Annotated in this window: 10 protein-coding genes and 1 pseudogene; 8 read left to right on the top strand and 3 right to left on the bottom strand. The window is 54.7% G+C overall.

What is annotated here, in order from left to right; translation table 11 throughout:
• The first annotated feature begins 82 nt into the window (after positions 1-82).
• Complete coding sequence (locus AC3ISG_RS16355; RefSeq protein WP_489297451.1) at positions 83-721, top strand: hypothetical protein; 639 nt, start codon at positions 83-85, stop codon at positions 719-721.
• Positions 722-870: 149 nt separating this feature from the next.
• The gene (locus AC3ISG_RS16350; protein ID WP_489297450.1) at positions 871-1,305 is read left to right on the top strand and encodes a GNAT family N-acetyltransferase; all 435 of its coding nucleotides are present in this window, start codon (positions 871-873) and stop codon (positions 1,303-1,305) included.
• A gap of 370 nt (positions 1,306-1,675) precedes the next feature.
• On the opposite strand, the gene AC3ISG_RS16345 is transcribed toward AC3ISG_RS16350, so the two are convergent.
• Complete coding sequence (locus tag AC3ISG_RS16345; protein ID WP_489297449.1) at positions 1,676-3,406, bottom strand: hypothetical protein; 1,731 nt, start codon at positions 3,404-3,406, stop codon at positions 1,676-1,678.
• Between the two features lie 1,341 nt (positions 3,407-4,747).
• On the opposite strand from AC3ISG_RS16345, the gene AC3ISG_RS16340 reads away from it, so the two are divergent.
• From AC3ISG_RS16340 to AC3ISG_RS16330, 3 genes are all read left to right on the top strand, one after another.
• The gene (locus tag AC3ISG_RS16340; protein ID WP_489297448.1) at positions 4,748-5,437 is read left to right on the top strand and encodes a hypothetical protein; all 690 of its coding nucleotides are present in this window, start codon (positions 4,748-4,750) and stop codon (positions 5,435-5,437) included.
• Positions 5,438-6,151: 714 nt separating this feature from the next.
• Positions 6,152-8,134, top strand: a complete 1,983-nt coding sequence (locus AC3ISG_RS16335) for an ATP-dependent nuclease (RefSeq protein WP_489297447.1) — start codon at positions 6,152-6,154, stop codon at positions 8,132-8,134.
• Positions 8,135-8,136: 2 nt separating this feature from the next.
• The gene (locus AC3ISG_RS16330) at positions 8,137-10,041 is read left to right on the top strand and encodes a UvrD-helicase domain-containing protein (protein WP_489297446.1); all 1,905 of its coding nucleotides are present in this window, start codon (positions 8,137-8,139) and stop codon (positions 10,039-10,041) included.
• Between the two features lie 671 nt (positions 10,042-10,712).
• Here AC3ISG_RS16330 and AC3ISG_RS16325 read toward each other — a convergent pair.
• Complete coding sequence (locus tag AC3ISG_RS16325) at positions 10,713-11,690, bottom strand: RES family NAD+ phosphorylase (RefSeq protein ID WP_489297445.1); 978 nt, start codon at positions 11,688-11,690, stop codon at positions 10,713-10,715.
• 462 nt (positions 11,691-12,152) lie between these two features.
• Positions 12,153-13,043: an SIR2 family protein gene (locus tag AC3ISG_RS16320; RefSeq protein WP_489297444.1), complete on the bottom strand. Its 891-nt coding sequence runs from the start codon at positions 13,041-13,043 to the stop codon at positions 12,153-12,155.
• Positions 13,044-13,722: 679 nt separating this feature from the next.
• On the opposite strand from AC3ISG_RS16320, the gene AC3ISG_RS16315 reads away from it, so the two are divergent.
• From AC3ISG_RS16315 to AC3ISG_RS16305, 3 genes and pseudogenes are all read left to right on the top strand, one after another.
• A complete protein-coding gene (locus AC3ISG_RS16315) occupies positions 13,723-14,652 on the top strand; it encodes a S66 peptidase family protein (RefSeq protein WP_489297443.1) in 930 nt (309 codons plus the stop codon).
• A 165-nt stretch (positions 14,653-14,817) separates the two neighbouring features.
• Positions 14,818-15,927: pseudogene (locus AC3ISG_RS16310) on the top strand (HAMP domain-containing protein); the annotation flags it as partial.
• Positions 15,907-16,788 carry a methyl-accepting chemotaxis protein gene (locus AC3ISG_RS16305; RefSeq protein WP_420793079.1) on the top strand — a complete coding sequence of 294 codons (882 nt, stop codon included), beginning with the start codon at positions 15,907-15,909 and terminating at the stop codon, positions 16,786-16,788. The pseudogene AC3ISG_RS16310 and the gene AC3ISG_RS16305, both read left to right, overlap by 21 nt.
• Positions 16,789-17,165 lie beyond the last annotated feature (377 nt).

The raw sequence follows: 17,165 nt of genomic DNA, 5'->3' as shown, positions 1-17,165 counted from the left end.
ATGCCTACCCCGAAGTGGGCGAGTACAGTCCCTTCATAGTATGGTTGCGGCCATCAACCATCGCAGAATATGGATATTACCCATGCGTTTACTCATGCCGCTGGCCGTAAGCCTGACCCTTATCGGCTGCGCCAGTACTAAGACCGATGTCCGCAACGAAGCACAAATCAGCCAATATGACCCGTCTAACACTGCTCGCGTGCGCCTGATCACGGGCGACACCACCCATGCGGGCTTCATCAGCGGCCAGACCTGCGAGGCGTTTTACAACGATTCCCTGCTCACCAAAACGCCTGAAGAAGCAGGTTGGCAAACGGCGCATGTCGACTCGGCCGGACTTTACCCTTTTCGGGCGACAGACAGCCAAAACAGCGTGGTTGGCATGCCTGCAAGTAAGGCGAGCAAAGCCATCAATCAGTCATCCAAGGTGTTTGACGAGCATGTCATCCCGGCCGGAAAACCCTTTATTGCAGGATTCGGCATGGGCGGCTCGCAGATGTCATGCTTTCCCGCACCTGTCACGTTCATTCCCGAACCCGGCAAAGACTATGAAATGGAACTTCAAATAATGAAAGTCAGCACGTGGAAAGCAGGCTGCGTGATTGCCGTTCGACAACTATCCACTCAGGCCGACACTACCGTCGAAACCCCGTTAAGACCGCAAGTGTGTGCAAAGACACCGTCGGGCTGGTATACGGTCAACGCAGCACCTTCGCCGTAACAGTTAAGCGAATCGTCATCCCGCAAGGTCTGCTGCAGCTTAAGTGGCGCAGGCTGCCATCAGCCACTCCTGACCATAAGCAGCCAATCGAACGCTTATAGGCACGGCACTTGCGCAAGATCGTGGTACGCCGGACATAAGGAAATGACATGAAGGAATGGCGAACCTGCGGCATTCACGTACAGCATCTGCAAGCCGTGTCTGATGGCGTCATAAATCATGGTCAGAACTTGTCCGGTGAACACGGCGGTGTCGCGAACCCTATCGCTTGTACGGTGTTGGATGATGAAATCTTAATAGGTGGCGTTACCGGTCGCACCGAGTTCGACCGTCTTTTTATTAATTACCTGTGGGTGGATGCAGCTTGGCGAGGGCGGAAAATCGGCACTGAGCTTTTGCACCGACTTGAGGCCCTGGCTCAAGCGCGTGGCTGCCGGGATGCACTTATTGAGACCCTCGATGATGGCGTGGCTGACTGGTATAAACGTTGCGGTTACCAAGTCGCTGCACATCTTCCGGGATACTGCGGGCCGTGGAGTCGTCACACACTTTTGAAAACACTGGATCGGGGGAGTGATGCTTGAGGGGGGCTGGAGAAGTCAGCTGACCCAGATCAGGACGTTTACGCTCAACGCCCCGGAGCGCAAAGGCTGCACTGTTGCGCAGGTGAGTGTGTGTCCCAACACCTGGCAAAGGTAGACGCGCGTTCGTCATCGATCCTTATCTGACTCAGGCAACTGTGGGTTAAACCCGATGACTGCAGTTGTTCATCCACGGCGAAATCACATGCGAAGTCGCGCCCCCTGGATCAGGACACCACCAACGCCAATTTTTCAGCGGTTGAGCCCCCTTAATCCTCCGCGCTCGCTCCACTCCCACCCACGATGTCCGGCCGCATTATCCTCGTCTCCGACGACGGCGGCCGGCGATTTCACACCTTATCGTCCGACTCTCTCAAACCGGGCTTTGCGGCGGAGTGTGGTAGACGGATTCGTTATCCGACGTCGCAGTGTGGAAGCTGGCGTCGTCATCCGAGGAGTCATCCACCGGCACCGGGGTTTGGACCTGGAGCGGGGCAGGTGCCGCCGAAGACCTCGACCCGGGCCGCGCTGCCTCGCTGGAAGGGCCGCCGCTGGTCGGGGGTTGCGCCTGCTCGCCCTTGAGGCTAGCCCGAAGACTGCCTGCTGGAGACTTGGTAGAGGAGGGCGCCGGGTTTTCGGCATTCGTGATCCGGTTGCCGGTGAGGCTGGTTCGTGGAAGAGAATTCGAGTCAGACGCCGCCCGCTGGGATCGTTGACTGGACGGTCTACTGGTGCGGGTTGCCTCGTCGGTGGGAGTCTCACCCGGAGCGTCGGCCGGATCTTCATGCACGGATTGAGCGGTCTCGGTAGCGCCTGTCGTGGACTCCGCCGCTGTCTTGCGTCGCGATTTGAAGTCGTCAACCAGCTTGTCCCCGACTGCCACACCGGCAGCGTTGCTGCCGAACACGACCGAGCCGCCTGCTGTATTAATGGCGTGTTTTGCAAATGAACTCAGGGCGGGGTGCTGCGCGCTCAAGGCGTTGACCGCAGCGCCTTTACCGGCTTCCAGTGCGGTGAAGCCAGCGGTCAGCGTGCTGACATTGGCGGCGCCGGAAGGGGTGAAAGTGGCTTTGGCGGTTCTCGATACCGCTCCGAGCGGATCGGATACCAGGGTGCGACCGGCGTCGGCCAGACGTCCCACTCCATTGGCGAGCGGCGTACGAATGGTTTTCGCGTCCCGCAGTGCCTTCAACGTGTCGATCCATTCGGTTTCCTGACTCAGATCCTCTTTGGCCTCGGCATCTCTTCGTCCCAGCAGCAGCGCAGGGCCACTGGTGCCTTGTTCGGTGCGCCGACTGTTGGCGAGGTATCCGGTGCCGGTCCCTGCCGCGAGCCCACCCGCAATGGCGATGGCTGTGTCCACAATGGGCTCGGCCTTCGGATTGATCGCCGCCACCACCGGGCTGACAACCGTCCTTAGTGCGTTTCGCATCGTGAACGTCTGCGCCTCCTTGGCGTTCTGGACGGCCAGGTTCGCGGTGGTATCGATAGTCTCCAGCGCGGCATTCAACGAATCATGCAGTTTGTCCGCAGGCGCATGCAGGTAGTACGCGTCTTCTCGAAGTTTTTTAATGGAAGCGCCGCCGACCTGATCCATCGCTGATGCTGCCGCGAGTGAGATCGTGCCCAGGGCTGCCGCTTTTGCCACCGGGTTTGGTATGTTCGCCCCAATCCCCGTGATCACGGGAATAGCGGCCTGGAGCGACGACGCCACCGCGAACGGCACGCCGCCCGCCGTCCCCGACACCATTGAAGCGTTCCGGTCCATTTTCTGTGCTTTTTCCATCAACGTTCCAAGCTCCTGGAACGAGATGTTCTCCTCCATCAGCTTGTTGACTCGGCTCTCTATGATTCGATCGATCTCCTCCCGGTGCCCCGATTCCGGATCCAGACGATCTTTGTAGGGCTGGAACTGACTGCTCACGTAGGTCGTGAGCAAATGCTTCATCTCACGGGCTTGGGTCAGCGCCGCTGCGCTGACCTCAGCGGATTGGGGATGACCTTGGCCTACGGAAGCGTGGTCTGCGGCGGCGGTCGAATTTGAGCGTTGCTGGAGTTCGATAGAGCTGGGGGAGGCGGGGGGTTGCTGGCCAGACACGCGCATGGGAGAGTCCTCTCTGGGTATGGGAATGCAGCTCGATATCACTGCTATCAAGGGTGGTTTTCCAGAGGGTGTGTGGCTGACTGCGGTGTTCCGGTTCCTGTTGGAACGGCAGTATTTGACGGTTTTGTTTCAGGGGGATGAAACTCCTTGGTCGACGAAACCTCGTATGGACGCAGCGCGGTCCAGCGCCACTGCCACAAGGGTGCGTTTACGGGAGGAGGTCCATGACCGCACTGGCAAACTACAAGCGGGTCGTTCGGTACAGTTTCCTTGCCCATTTCCACTTGACCGATGTCCACCGACCTGTCGACCCGCCTGCGGCCCAGTCTGGTCTTGGACTCAATGGAGGTCGCGCTGCTCGCCTGCCGCAGATTACTGGCCCTGGCCGCGCCGCCGGCCGTGGTGTTCAAGCAGCTTGCGCATTGTCGAGCAAGAAGTCACCGGCTACGTAAAATCTCGGGACTGGCTTTCAGCGGCGGGCAACCAGATGTTCGACCTGACACACCGGCAACTGGGGCGGACCGAAACCAGCCGGCAACGCGCCGCTACCCGCCAGCCTGCGGTGCTCAATGCCGCCAATGCTCAGCGACGCCGAACGCGCTCAGCTTGAACAGTACATGCGCCTGGGAGATTATCCTGAGAAAGACATCGCGCTGAAGGCGTGGTGCCTGATGAGCCTTTTATTCTTGAATCCGGGGTGGCTTCTGCGTAGCTGCAACGACCGGATGGCTGGCTGAGCTGATTGGCGAGAGCTGCTTCGTGACGCGAAGTCGACGCTGGCGCGTTTCTGCGTGTATAACAGCTGCATAATTTACCGCATCGAAGAGGCCGATCTGGCGCCGAGGTTGGGGGAGCATCCTAAGTTGATGGGTGCGTTGCCTGAGCTTGCGAAATTTCGTGCGAAGGCTGGGGCTGCGTTGTTGAAGACTAAGCATGTGTTTGCGGACGCGAATGGTTTCTTTAGCTTGGTTGCGTAAGAATGTCAGGCGGTTTGAGGTGACGTGCGGCCCTGGGTCCGATGATAAGAAGCGCTGACAAAGACCGCTGGTTGTTGAGAAGTAAAACCCTTGCAGTCAATTGTAGCTTTGCACGGGTGCATCTTTGTGTGCTGTTGAACGATTAATCTGCGCTACCCTAGGGCCTAAGCCCCGGCGGCGACCTACAACAGGGTGGGATTGAGAATCTACTTTGGTTAGAGGCGTACCATGGGCGCGGTGCAAATAACTCCGTACGATGTGTAAAAACGGTCGTGAGGTCTTGCATTCTTATCAAACTGTAAGTACTCACGAATGTCACTCAGTTTTGGATCTGCTGCAGATCCGTTATGTGAAAGGAATAGATATGGCCGTACGTCTGGACGAAGCTGAAAAACAAATTCTGGCCGGGCTCTTGGCGGATTTTTCAGACCGTGCCCTGGGCTCCAATCATCTTAGTAGCGGATATGTCGGTCCATTAGTATCTGATCTCGCTGCGGCTATTTGCGTGGGCGGAATGGTCACGCGCGTTGACTTCGATATTGCTTTCTCGGATCTCGAAAACAAGAAGCTTATTAGTACTGGCCCATATGAGATGGTTGAGAATGATCCAAGCAGCGGGGTGATATTTATTGGTGGCTATAGCAAGCGAGAGTACGCCGGATTGACCGAATTGGGATACAAGGCAGCTAGGCTGTCGCTAAATAGGCCTAAAAATAGCGTCCAGCGTGTTGTCAATAATGTGCATATCTCGGGAGGGCAATTCACTAATATGCAACTTGCCGCCGGCAACAATATTGACCAGAGAATAGATTCTGCGTCTGGTGCGGATGGTGACACTTTGACGAGACTGATTGCGATACTGGAAAATCAGGGCCAAGTAGTTTCAGTAGAGCAACGCAAGGACCTAGCCATTGCTGTAGAGTCAGCGAGAGAAGGTAACGGGAAAGAAGCTAAGAGCCTAGTTGAGAAAGTTTGCGGACCCGCATGGGGAGCCTTTCAACCTGTAATTTGGCCAATTTTTGGCGAGCTCCTAAAGAAAAGCTTAGGATTATAATTCGGCGGTGGGTAACGATTGGTTTACCTTTACGCATCCTAGGCGCCTTACCATATCCGTACCGAATCAATATATGATGCCTGCTCCACTAACAAATACGATATGACCTTAGTTTTTCAGTGCACAATGTTTCGCAGGGAAAGCAGTAGGCAACTCCTTAACACCAAGAGTAGATAACGCCCCATCACGTCGATGCACTCTAAGTTCATGAGCGGCAACCTTGACGGGTAGCGCTTGGTAGCGCAGTGCAAGAATGACGGTTGATTCAATCAGGAACAGACATGCTGACCTTTAACCTACCCCTACTCGAAGCCGCCGCTAGGCCAAATAGAGGAAGTACCAGGGATGGTTGAGTTTGAATCTTAACTTGCAGAACGCACCCGGCCCATAAGATACGGCGTTCGCTAATGATCCCTCCCCAAGTCAGTTGCACAGCACTTTCTGGTCCAAACACACCGCAATCCGATAGGACGGCCGGTCGCGGGATGTGGCTGATGGCGGAATGGGGGAGAAGAGATGTTTGCACTGGGGTTGGGGGGGGGACGCTGAAATCAGTAGGCTGCCGTCTCGTAGCTGATCCCACTGCCTGCGTAACTAGTTGACTAAACTTACCAAAAAATCACGGTTGTAGCGCTGTGCGCAAACGGATACTGCTATAACCTTTCTGGGTAGTGACGAGCATGTGTGCTTGTTACCGCATTGAGGAATGAACCTGTGCGCATCGAGTCGATCACGATCTCTGGCTTTCGCTGTTTCGGCCCGAATGAGATTTCCATTCCAATCTCAGATGAGGTCACTACGATCGTTGGCCCTAACGCTGCGGGTAAAACTGCGCTTTTGCAGGCTATGTCGAAGCTGTTTGGGGTTACGCGGGCGCAGCGCACCGTATCACTTTCCGATTTCCACCTAGCTTCTGGAGAGGATCCTGAGAGCCGCGATTCCAAAGAGCTCTTCATTGAGGCGATCGTTGCCTTCCCGGAATTGTTGGACGGGTCTGCAACCGCGGAAACCATCGCCCCTTCATTTCGGCACATGCTGATTACGAGAGCAGCCCAGGCGCCCGTTTGCCGAATGCGGCTTGAAGCACAGTGGGATGACGACGGTACGCTGGAGGGAGAGGTGTCACAGAATCTTTTTTGGATCGATTGCTTAGATGACGAGCCCGCAGAGGATAAATACCAACCGGTGGCAGTGACCGATCGGGGCCTCATACAACTTTATTACACCCCGGCAAGTCGAGACGCCGCCGGCCAAATCCGAGCAACTGCCGGTACGCTGGCCGCACGTCTCCTGAGGGCCATTGAATGGTCCTCCGACACCGAAGACAAAGTGCAAGAGGCGACTGAGAGCCTGACCGCTGCGTTTGAAGGCGAGTCTGCGATCACCGCAATCACCGAGGCTCTGCAAAAACGCTGGGCAGACCTGCATGACGACGCTTCCAATACCAAGCCTAGGCTCAGTCTGGTGAGCCGACGGTTTGAGGAAGTGATCAACAAGATCGCGGTCATATTTGAGCAGGGACCTGACGGGCGAGAAAGAGGTATTGAAGCCCTCAGCGACGGACAGCAGTCGCTATTCTATTTTGCATTGGCCGCCGCCGTTTTTGACCTAGAGCGCGAGGTCGTTGAAGGTTCTGTGGCCGGATTTCGAGAGGATGCACTCCATATTCCCGCTCTCACACTGTTTGCTCTTGAGGAACCAGAAAACCACCTTTCACCCTACTTTCTTGCTCGCATCATCCGACAGGTTCGATCGTTGACTGAGGCCAGCGGTGCGCAGGCCATAATCACGAGTCATTCGCCGGCGGTTCTTAGCCGAGTCGAGCCAAGCGAGGTCCGTTACTGCCGCTGTAACGCAAAGACGCGCGTATCTAACGTGAAGCGAATTGAGCTGCCTACTGATGATGTGGAGGCCAGCAAGTTTGTGCGTGGTGCCATATTGGCCTATCCCGAGCTTTACTTCGCACGGTTTGTCCTACTCGTTGAGGGTGATTCGGAAAGAATCGTCCTCCCTCAACTCGCTGAAGCGCTTGACCTCCTCATCGATCCTGCTTTTGTCGCGATCGTTCCTCTAGGAGGACGACACGTCCAATATTTCTGGCGCTTGCTTAAGGGGCTAGGTATTCCTTACGCAACTCTTCTGGACTTGGATCTCGGTCGTGATGGTGGAGGATGGGGGCGAGTAAAGACAGCCCTAGAGAAGCTTATTGAGTTCGGTGCACCCAAAGCCAAATTGCTACAAACATCAACCGGCAGTTTGACCGACGAAGAACTGCAAGGGATGCAAGGATGGCGCAATGTAGCAAATCACTCCACTCAGTTGAGCTGGATCAATAGGCTGAAGGAGTACGGGGTCTACTTTTCGGCTCCGCTCGACCTTGATCTCGCAATGCTAAATGCCTTCCCCGATGACTATGCCGCCGTAATTCCAAAAGGGGGTGGTCCACGTATGACCGCAGACAAGGCAGCAGAGGTTGTGCTGGGGACGTCAGGTCCAGGACTTTCGGTATACACGGGACCCTATGAGGATTACCCGGCATTGTTTCCGAGCTATCGTTACCACTTCCTCACCCATAGCAAGCCAGCCACGCATCTGGCGGCATTGACGCGTGTTAGTAAGGCGAGCCTAACCGCATATATGCCAGTAGTTCTGGCTGAGGTCGTTCGACATATTGCAAGCTCCCTGAGGCGAGACTGATCATGGCCGTTTCGTCACGCCGAATAGCTCGAGAGGATTGGAAACCCGTCGGGGTTAAAGCTCTGGAAGCGAATGCGCTGAAAGTGGTACGTTCGAAAAAAAATCGGTCCGTTATCGCCGGACCAGGCGCTGGCAAGACAGAGCTGCTTGCGCAGCGCGCTGCCTTTCTCCTTCAGACGGACACTGCGCCATCTCCACGGCGCATTCTGGCTATAAGCTTCAAACGTGATGCGGCATCTAATCTGGCAGCACGCGTACGTCAGCGCTGTCACCACTCCCATGCGAGCCGCTTCGACTCCATGACGTTTGATGCGTTTGCAAAAGGATTGGTCGACCGCTTCTATCAGGCATTACCTGACCGCTGGAGGCCAAGACCCGATTACGAGATCACGACTCACACGGAGCGAGATTTTCGCGAGTACCTCCATGACCTTCCACCGCCACCTGCGGTAATCGGAACAAGAAATGATGTGCGTGAGATAGGGTCTAAAACCTTTGAGCGTCGGCACCTGCTCGGCTCACCGTTACCTGTCGAAGGATGGCCAGACCCAACTGTCGCGCAATGGGCGGCAGATGCGTTCTGGCGAGTGTCGCTCCACGGCGGTGGCAAAAGTGTGTTGTCTTTCCCAATGATTGGCCGTCTCGCTGAATTGCTGCTGCGAGTCAATCCGATGGCGCGGGATGCCTTGCGCCTCACCTATTCGCATTTGTTCATGGACGAATTCCAGGACACCACCAGGGTTCAGTACGATCTGGTAAGCACGATTTTTCGAGGCACAGAAACCATCGTGACGGCTGTCGGAGATAACAAGCAGCAGATCATGCGATGGGCAATGGCGATGGATGATCCTTTCTCTGCCTTTGATGCTGATTTCGGAGGTGTCCGGACTTCGCTCTTCAACAATTACCGATCTTCGCCGGACTTGGTACGTATCCAGCACGTGTTGGCCCAGGCGTTAGATGTACAAGCTGTGCAGCCGGTATCTCAGACTGACGGCACAATTGACGGAGAAAGCTGTTCAATTCTCGACTTCCCGAGTCCAAAAACTGAAGCGCGTCAGTTAGCGCAATCAGTAGCGTCATATATTGCCGACCTGAAACTGACTCCTCGAGACTTCGTCATACTGGTTCGACAAAAGGCGGGAGAATATGCAGAACTCTTGGAACCTGCCTTTGCGAACGAAAATCTGGCGCTGCGTAACGAAGCTGGAATGGTCGGCAAAGTAATGCTGCAGGAGCTGATGACAGAGGAAATCTCGAAGTTGGCGTTCAACTTTCTCCGGTTATCAATGACTCCGAGAGCGGGAAGTTATTGGTCGACTTGCCAGAATTGGCTCGCCTCAATGAGAGGGATCGATGCCGATGACCCAATCAGGCAGAGTAGGCTCGCTCGTGTGTTGGACACCTATGCAACCGAACTGGCTGCACGCTACTCCCTCCCCCCAAGAAGTAAGGTGGTCTCACGCGCACTTGTTGAGGACATCCTAAATTTCGTGGGTGTAGAGCATGTGATCCGTTTTAACGCCGCCTATGGCCAAGGGAGCTGGCTAGAAAAAGTGTTAGACGCCACGGCGGAACATCTTTTATCCAGCTCGCTCCACAGTAAGGACTGGTCCCACGCCCTCGACATGTACGAAGGCGTGCACGCAATTCCTTTAATGACGATCCACAAGAGCAAGGGCCTTGAGTATCACACCGTTATCTTTGTCGGACTGGATGATGGCGCTTGGTGGAGTTTTTCTCAGGATGAAATTGAGGCCACGGCAGGATTTTTTGTGGCTTTCACCCGTGCTAAGCAGCGGGTGATATTCACTTACTGTGCCACGCGTGGCACACGAACAAAAATTGCGACCCTGTACGAGCTGTTAACCAAAGCAGGAGTCCAAATTAGGTCCGGATCGAGGTGATTAGGTAGGGCCGCCTAGGGCGGTTTTATGTGGTCTTAGGCAGCTCAAGTCGACCCAAAATAGCCCGCCGTGGAAGGCTATTCACGACCCAAAGCTATTCTTCATGGACGGCAGTTAATAGACAAGGACGGTCCTTTGTGACGGCAAAGATTGGCTAAAAGATATCCACGCGTGACTTAAACAGTCAAAAGTTGGCTTACCGGATTTTGAAGAGGTATCAAGTCCTCAGATGTGTCTAGTGAACGGGGCCATCTGGCGGATGCAGCGAATTCGGCACCCCCCCATCTATTTCTTGCGACAGAAAAAGTTGAATTAAAAGAGCAGTCTTAAGCCCCAGATGTGTCACCGTGAAGGACATCTGCCTACAACGCAGAGTCAGCGCCAGATTCCTGCTGGTCCCGCCGAAGAAGTTTACCAGAGCCTATGGCAGATCGAGCCGGGCCCCACAGATAAAGTGCGCCCTACTCAGTTCGGTACTATTAATTGGACATTGTTGAACTAGTGGGTGCTGCCTGATAGCGTAGTTAAGTTTTATAATTATATTAAGCTGGCGTTTTTAATCATGGGTGGGGGGGACGTATTACTTTAACTGAACACGTCCGGCCGGAATGTTCAGTGGCAGAGCCAGAGTTTCTTCAAAAAATTATCAAGCGCCACAGGCTTAGGGTATATTATTTCTTCTTGGCTAAACTATGTAACAGCGTTGAAAGTGGACTATTTTCATCACGCTGGTACTCAAGCTCATCATAATTCTCGCCAATTACTGGCATGCTTCTGAGTTCGTATCGCAGAGAGGAAATCTCATAAACAGCTTCACTGCCAGCAATCGGGGTGAAAGCGTCAGCAACAAAGCAAGTTAAATTAATACCTTCCCCAACACTGCTTTTAAATGTTAAGCCATCAAATCCTTCAAGCCGCAGAGCATCACCAAATAGCTGGGTAACGCTATAAAGATAGCGGTGCTCAGGCTGTACTGGAACATTTAATATATCACCAATAGACAGTATTTCTCTCAATTGCTCTAGCTTGCTATCACTAAGGAAATTCCGCACATCAAAACTAGCAAAATTTGCAATCTTAAGGTCGCGAACGGAAACGAATTTTGAGATTGAAACAAGATGTCCGGGATCGGGGCGAAGCTCAGAAACGGCAGTACTGGAGTCAGATGCCAGGTACAAAACCGAGACTCTAGTGCGATTGAATCGTCCTTCAGTCGCCAAATGCAATGGTGGGCGATCAATATCTACTGACTGGTAAGGCTGATACTTATATTCTGGCGGATAGCCAGGCTCTGGAAGCACAGGGGATAGCCGCGAGCTAACACCCACCCGACCTCGAAAATATTCTGCTCCCGCTGGAATGTTCAGAGCAAGATATGAAGAAAGAGTCTTGAGCTTCTTTCTTACTATTGGCTCTACTTCAAAATGGTTATTGTGCAATCCCTTGTTTACCAGTTCATGCACAAAGTCACTATGATTTCCTCGTATCGCATCAAGAATAACACCGTCCCAATAGCCGCCTCCAAGAGTGATATCCTCCTCTGAATCTGGGTACCATCCTATATCCTTTTCAATTGCACACCAAACTTCGTCAGGAAGAGGGAAATCGATATGTTTGTCAAAACTGAATACCACTTCATTCTTACACATCAAATTGTAAAGCGAGCTTCCTCCTATATGAGTGTTGTAATGCCACTCTGAATAATTGACTCTGATGAGCGCTCTAACTATTCGCTTGACCCTTCTATCCTCTGCGCTAAGGGTTCGAACACCTTTTCTCTGGCAGGTCGGGCAAGTCTTAGCACGGACTCCCCTCTCTTGAATCTCTAATCTCAATTCGTTATCACTTGCGCAGCGCTCACAGATGTGTGTTCTATCGACCATTTTAATGTCTCTTAAGAGTCCTATTGATCTACTGCTTCACAAAAAAAGCTAAGCTAAAAACAGTGGCTCATAGTTAAAGCCATTGGCGGGTTATAAACCCTGTTTAATATTATCATCCCTTGATCGCAACCGATCTCGTTAGCACGACTATGTCGGAGATTAAGTTGTAAGTGATATGAATGTAATTCGGTTGTTAATATTTAGCTTGGAGTAATTCGACACCATTTTTTATGCCGCTCGCACTGAACCCCATGAAGGAAGCATTTTTTCAATAGCGGTTCTATACATGCTTTTATAATCGCCACTAAGAATCTCTGTCAGTACGATATTAACCCCAAAGGACTCAAGCAGGCCTTTTTTTTCATCATCCAAGTAATGGGAGTAAAAATAGACTTCATTATTTACAAGATTTTGGGCGGCGAACCGAGCTCTTTTGTTTAATAGCCACCATAGATCTGTCTCGCTATAATCCATGCCAAAACCGATTATGTGGACATTCGAGGAAAAAAATAAATCGACCCAAGACGAGTAACAAAACTCTTGATCCCTCAGCTTGTCTTTCATTGGCTCAACTTGAACCGATTTCCCGTCAACGGCGTGCTTGTAGGTGCCTTTGACATAAGAGTCTATTTTACTTAGTGATCCGCAGTAGTGGTCTAAGCCAAGCATAATTGATTTAGGGTTATCAATCTCGCCATGAATATTCCAGAGCTGTTTTACGTTATCACCAATCTTGTATCTGCGTTTCCTTCGCAAGCTGTAGATTTCTTCAGTGCTTAATAATTCCGGCGCTACACCCAGTGCTTTTTCGAAAGCATAGTCATAATTTGTCGTAAGATAGTTCTCAAAATTCATACTCGCTAGGAATTCGAAGATCTCATTCGGCTCCTGCTCTGCAAGAGCGCTAGCGATTTTTATTTTCAGATCCAGCTCATCGAATTCGTGTTTTTCGTTCGCCTTATGCTTTCCCATAAAGATCCTTTCATACACCATGGTATATGGCAGTCGACCGTTATCGAAACCATTCGAACCCTTAAGATCATCCAGTAAGTCATCCCAACTAACGGCATTATTTGAAGGTCTGTTTAAACCATTTCCATAAAGAACTGTATTAGCCATTGCCACTCCTGATGTTCGTCAAGCCAAAGTCTGTGGAGTTCTATTTTTTGAAGCGCAGCCCAAGATTAATGTATCCGAGCCGAGTGTAGAGACTGCTTGCTTTTAGGTCCAGTCTTTAACTGGCCTATGCCCATCATTTTTCGCCGCGAGTCGCTAAACCATAAACGGCATGAATTGGTGCTAATGCTCTCTTCGTACGCATTGGTGCGAACAGTCGCCAGATGGTGTGTGACTTTCGATGTAGCATGCTGCGATTGGCTATAGCGATATCCAACGGAGTATTTCAGGGACGAACTGCATCCCACCCACTTTCGTAGGCTTTTGAATGATCGCTTTGGGTAGATAGCTGCCACCCGTATATGGGTCGCGACGCAGCTGCGCAGCATGTGCCAGCCGGTCATCTGGGATGCGCCATTGCCCACTAGCTACCAGTCGGCACATGGATATGGAGAATCTCGGCCCGCCACACCATATATCACCGCAACAAAGCCGCGTTAGGCGAATCTTCAATGCACGCATCAACAGCTTCGATTCACCAAAAAAATTTACAGCTCGCGCCCGCAAATTCGCAACGACGTCTCCAGCAGGTTCTACACACCACAACAACACCCCCACTGGATTCACTCCCCCCAGTGCTCTACATTGCACCCATCACAAAACCCCGCCGAGCCCCCAAAAAATGCCTGCCTCCCGCCCAACCCTTCACCCTAAAGTCCTCCGCGCTGGCGACGCCGTGGCGCTGGTGTCCCCAGCCGGACCAGTCGCCGAAGCCCGGGTGGAAGCAGCCTTGCGGGAGCTAACCTCCTGGGGATTACGCCCCCGCGTCTACCCCCACGCACTGGACAACATCGGATTCCTGGCAGGCACCGACGCCGATCGCATTTCCGACCTGAACGACGCCCTGGCCGACCCCGAAATCCGTGCCGTGCTGTGCAACCGTGGCGGCTACGGCGTTCAACGCATCCTCGGCCAACTCGACTACGACGCCGTGCTTCGCGACCCGAAGCTGGTGGTCGGTTTCTCGGACATCACCGCCTTGCACGCCGCACTCTGGACCCACACCGGTCTCGCCACAGTTCACGGCCCAGTTGCGGCGCAGCTGGAAAAAGGCGGCATCTTTGCCAGCACGCTCAAGCACGCATTGATAAGCACCGAACCTTCCGTCATCCATGCAGACCGGGCAGAGCCCACTTTCACCGTGCGCACGTCGGGAACGGTGGAGGGCATCTTGCTTGGCGGTAACTTGAGCATGCTGAGCACCTGCATCGGCACGCCGTTCATGCCTGATCTGGAAGGCGCAATCCTGCTGCTCGAAGACGTCGGCGAGCTGGCGTATCGGGTTGATCGCAATATCACCCATCTGCTCAATTGCGGGATTCTGCAACGGCTCGGCGGCATCGCGCTGGGTCAGTTCAGCGAGCCGGGTCACGGCAATAACCCGATCCGGCCGCCCGATGTCTTGATTGAGCGCTTGGGCGATCTGGGCATTCCGGTCCTGGGCGGTCTGTCCATCGGCCATGGCGACCGCAACTTGGCGGTGGCGTTGGGCACTCGTGCGGTGCTCGACACTGAGGCGGGCACGCTGACGGTGGCCCCGGCCACGCGCTAGTACGACGATCACCGTTCTGTAAGCGACCTTGCTCTAGCTATTTGCCATCATTCAGGCGCCAACACCTTGTTTTGCCCCTTTGGCATTGCGAATCTCCACGGATATTGACTGGCCGCGCGCGGATGGCTTTGCCATGCGCGCCCTCAAGCTGTGGAGCGGAAACTGATGATGTCTGCCGTGAAGACGCGTTTCGCCAATCTGGGGATGGCCAAGAAGCTGGGCATCGGGTTCGTGCTGGTGCTTCTGCTGACGGCGCTGGTCGCGGCCATTGGGGTCTGGTCGTTGCGCTCGATCAGCGCGCATTTCGACAGCCTTAAGGCGATGACCGCACTCAACAGCGATGTGAATCGCGTGCGGCTGCTGGAGCAGGATTACGCCTTACACGGCGATCCGAAGGTGGTCGATCAGGTTCACGCCGGGCTCGACGGGCTGAATGTTCAGGCGCAGCAGCTCAAGGCCGACGCGCCGATCAACGAGCAGGTAATGGGCCAGGTGCAGCAGGCACTGGCGGCCTATCGCGCTTCCTTCGACGAGTTCGTCAGCATCAGTCAGAGCAAGGACCTGGCGCTGGAAATGGCCAGTTGGTCGGTGTCCAGCGTCGCCAATAACCTCGACGTGTTGCAGGCGGGGCTGGCCGACGACGGTGCCTACACGCTGAAAGATTCCCAGGGTCAGCAGGGTGCGGAATTTATCGAGCAGGCCGGTCAGGTCAGCCAGGTTTCGAAACTGATGATGCAGGCCATGGACGAGGCCCGGGTGCGCCTCGACAAGAGCCGCAAGACCGGCTCGGGCGAGGAGGTCAAGACCGGCAAGATCGAGCAGGCGGTGCAGGCGCAGGAACTGGCCGAGCAGCTCAAGGGCGTGATCAAGGACGCCGGTTACCTCACGGTGCTGACCGAGGTGGGCGGGCACATCAGCAACTTCAGCGACAAACTCAACGAATACACCGGGCTGCTGGAGTCGGAAGCGAAGGTCTCGCAGCAACTGGCGAGCAACGCCAAAGCCGTGGTGCAGCAGGTCAATCCGGCCTACGACGCCGAAGGCCAGTCGATGCAGAGCGAGTTGCAGGCCAACTCGATGATGATCATCGGCTCGTCCGTGTTGGCGCTGGTGGTCGGTCTGATCGCGGCGCTGGTGATGACGCGCCTGATCGTCGCGCCGCTGCGCAGCGTGATTGCCACGGCCCAGCGGATCGCGGCCGGCGACCTGAGCCGCACCGTGAATGTCACCCGCAAGGACGAAATCGGCCAGTTGATGCAAGCGATGCAGCAGATGGGCGCCGGCTTGAGCACGATCGTCAGCGGCCTGCAGGCGGGCATTGAGCAGTTGGCGACGTCCGCCCATTCACTGTCGGCGGTGACCGAGCAGACCAATCTGGAAGTCAGCAGCCAGAAAGAAGAGACCGAGCAGGTGGCGACGGCGATGAACCAGATGACTGCCACCGTTCACGACGTCGCACGCAATGCGGAAGAGGCGGCGCTCGCGGCGCAGACCGCCGACACCAAGGTCGACTCGGGCCAGGCCGTGGTGCGCCAGAGCATGCAGCGGATTGAGCAACTGGCGTCGTCGTCCCGTTCCGCCAGCGATTCGATCGAGAACCTCAGCGCGGAAATCCAGAACATCGGCACAGTGCTTGGCGTGATCAAAAGCGTCGCCGAGCAGACCAACCTGCTGGCACTGAACGCGGCCATCGAAGCGGCACGGGCGGGTGAGCAGGGTAGGGGCTTTGCGGTGGTGGCCGATGAAGTCCGCGCGCTGGCCAAACGCACGCAACAGTCCACGGAAGAAATCGAGCGGCTGGTCAGCCGACTGCAAAGTGGTGCTCAGGCGTCAGTGGCGCAGATTCAGAGCAGCGGCGAGCTGGTCAAACTGGCGGTGAGCGATGCGCTGCAGACCGAGAGCGCGCTGGGCAGCATTGCCGCGGCGGTGTCGATGATTCAGCAGATGAACCAGCAGATTGCCGCCGCGGCGGAAGAGCAGAGCTCGGTGGCGGAAGAGATCAACCGCAGCGTCACCAGTATCCGCGCGAGTGCCGATCAGTCCGCGCTGGCGATGCAGGGCAACGCGGCTTCCAGCATCGAACTGGCGTCGCTGGGCATGGAATTGAAAGGCATGGTGGGGCATTTCAGGTTATGAGCCGGGGCTTGGCAAGCCGCCCTCCGCCAACTCGACCAAAACATGATCCCGCGCATTTGCAGTTCAGTCGTCGCTGAGGTCCACCCTCGAACCCGGTCCAACGTGCAACCTGGGGATGATCTCCATCGTTCATACAGCCGCGCTGTGGCGCTGCAAACACAATTCCTGTGGGAGCGAGCTTGCTCGCGAAGACGGCATTTCAGCCACTGAAGACTCAGCGCATGTCCCGGCCTTTTCGCGAGCAAGCTCGCTCCCACAATCCGTAGGTCGCCAGATACATCGGCGGCGTTGGTATATTTGACGAGCGCGCGTTTGCCCGCGAACGGGATCTGCCTGCTGCACTCGATATCGCCTGACTCACCGCGAATAGCGGGCAA

This window comes from Pseudomonas sp. GL_135 (genome assembly GCF_057834665.1).
This window is presented reverse-complemented; position numbering and strand designations above follow the sequence as displayed.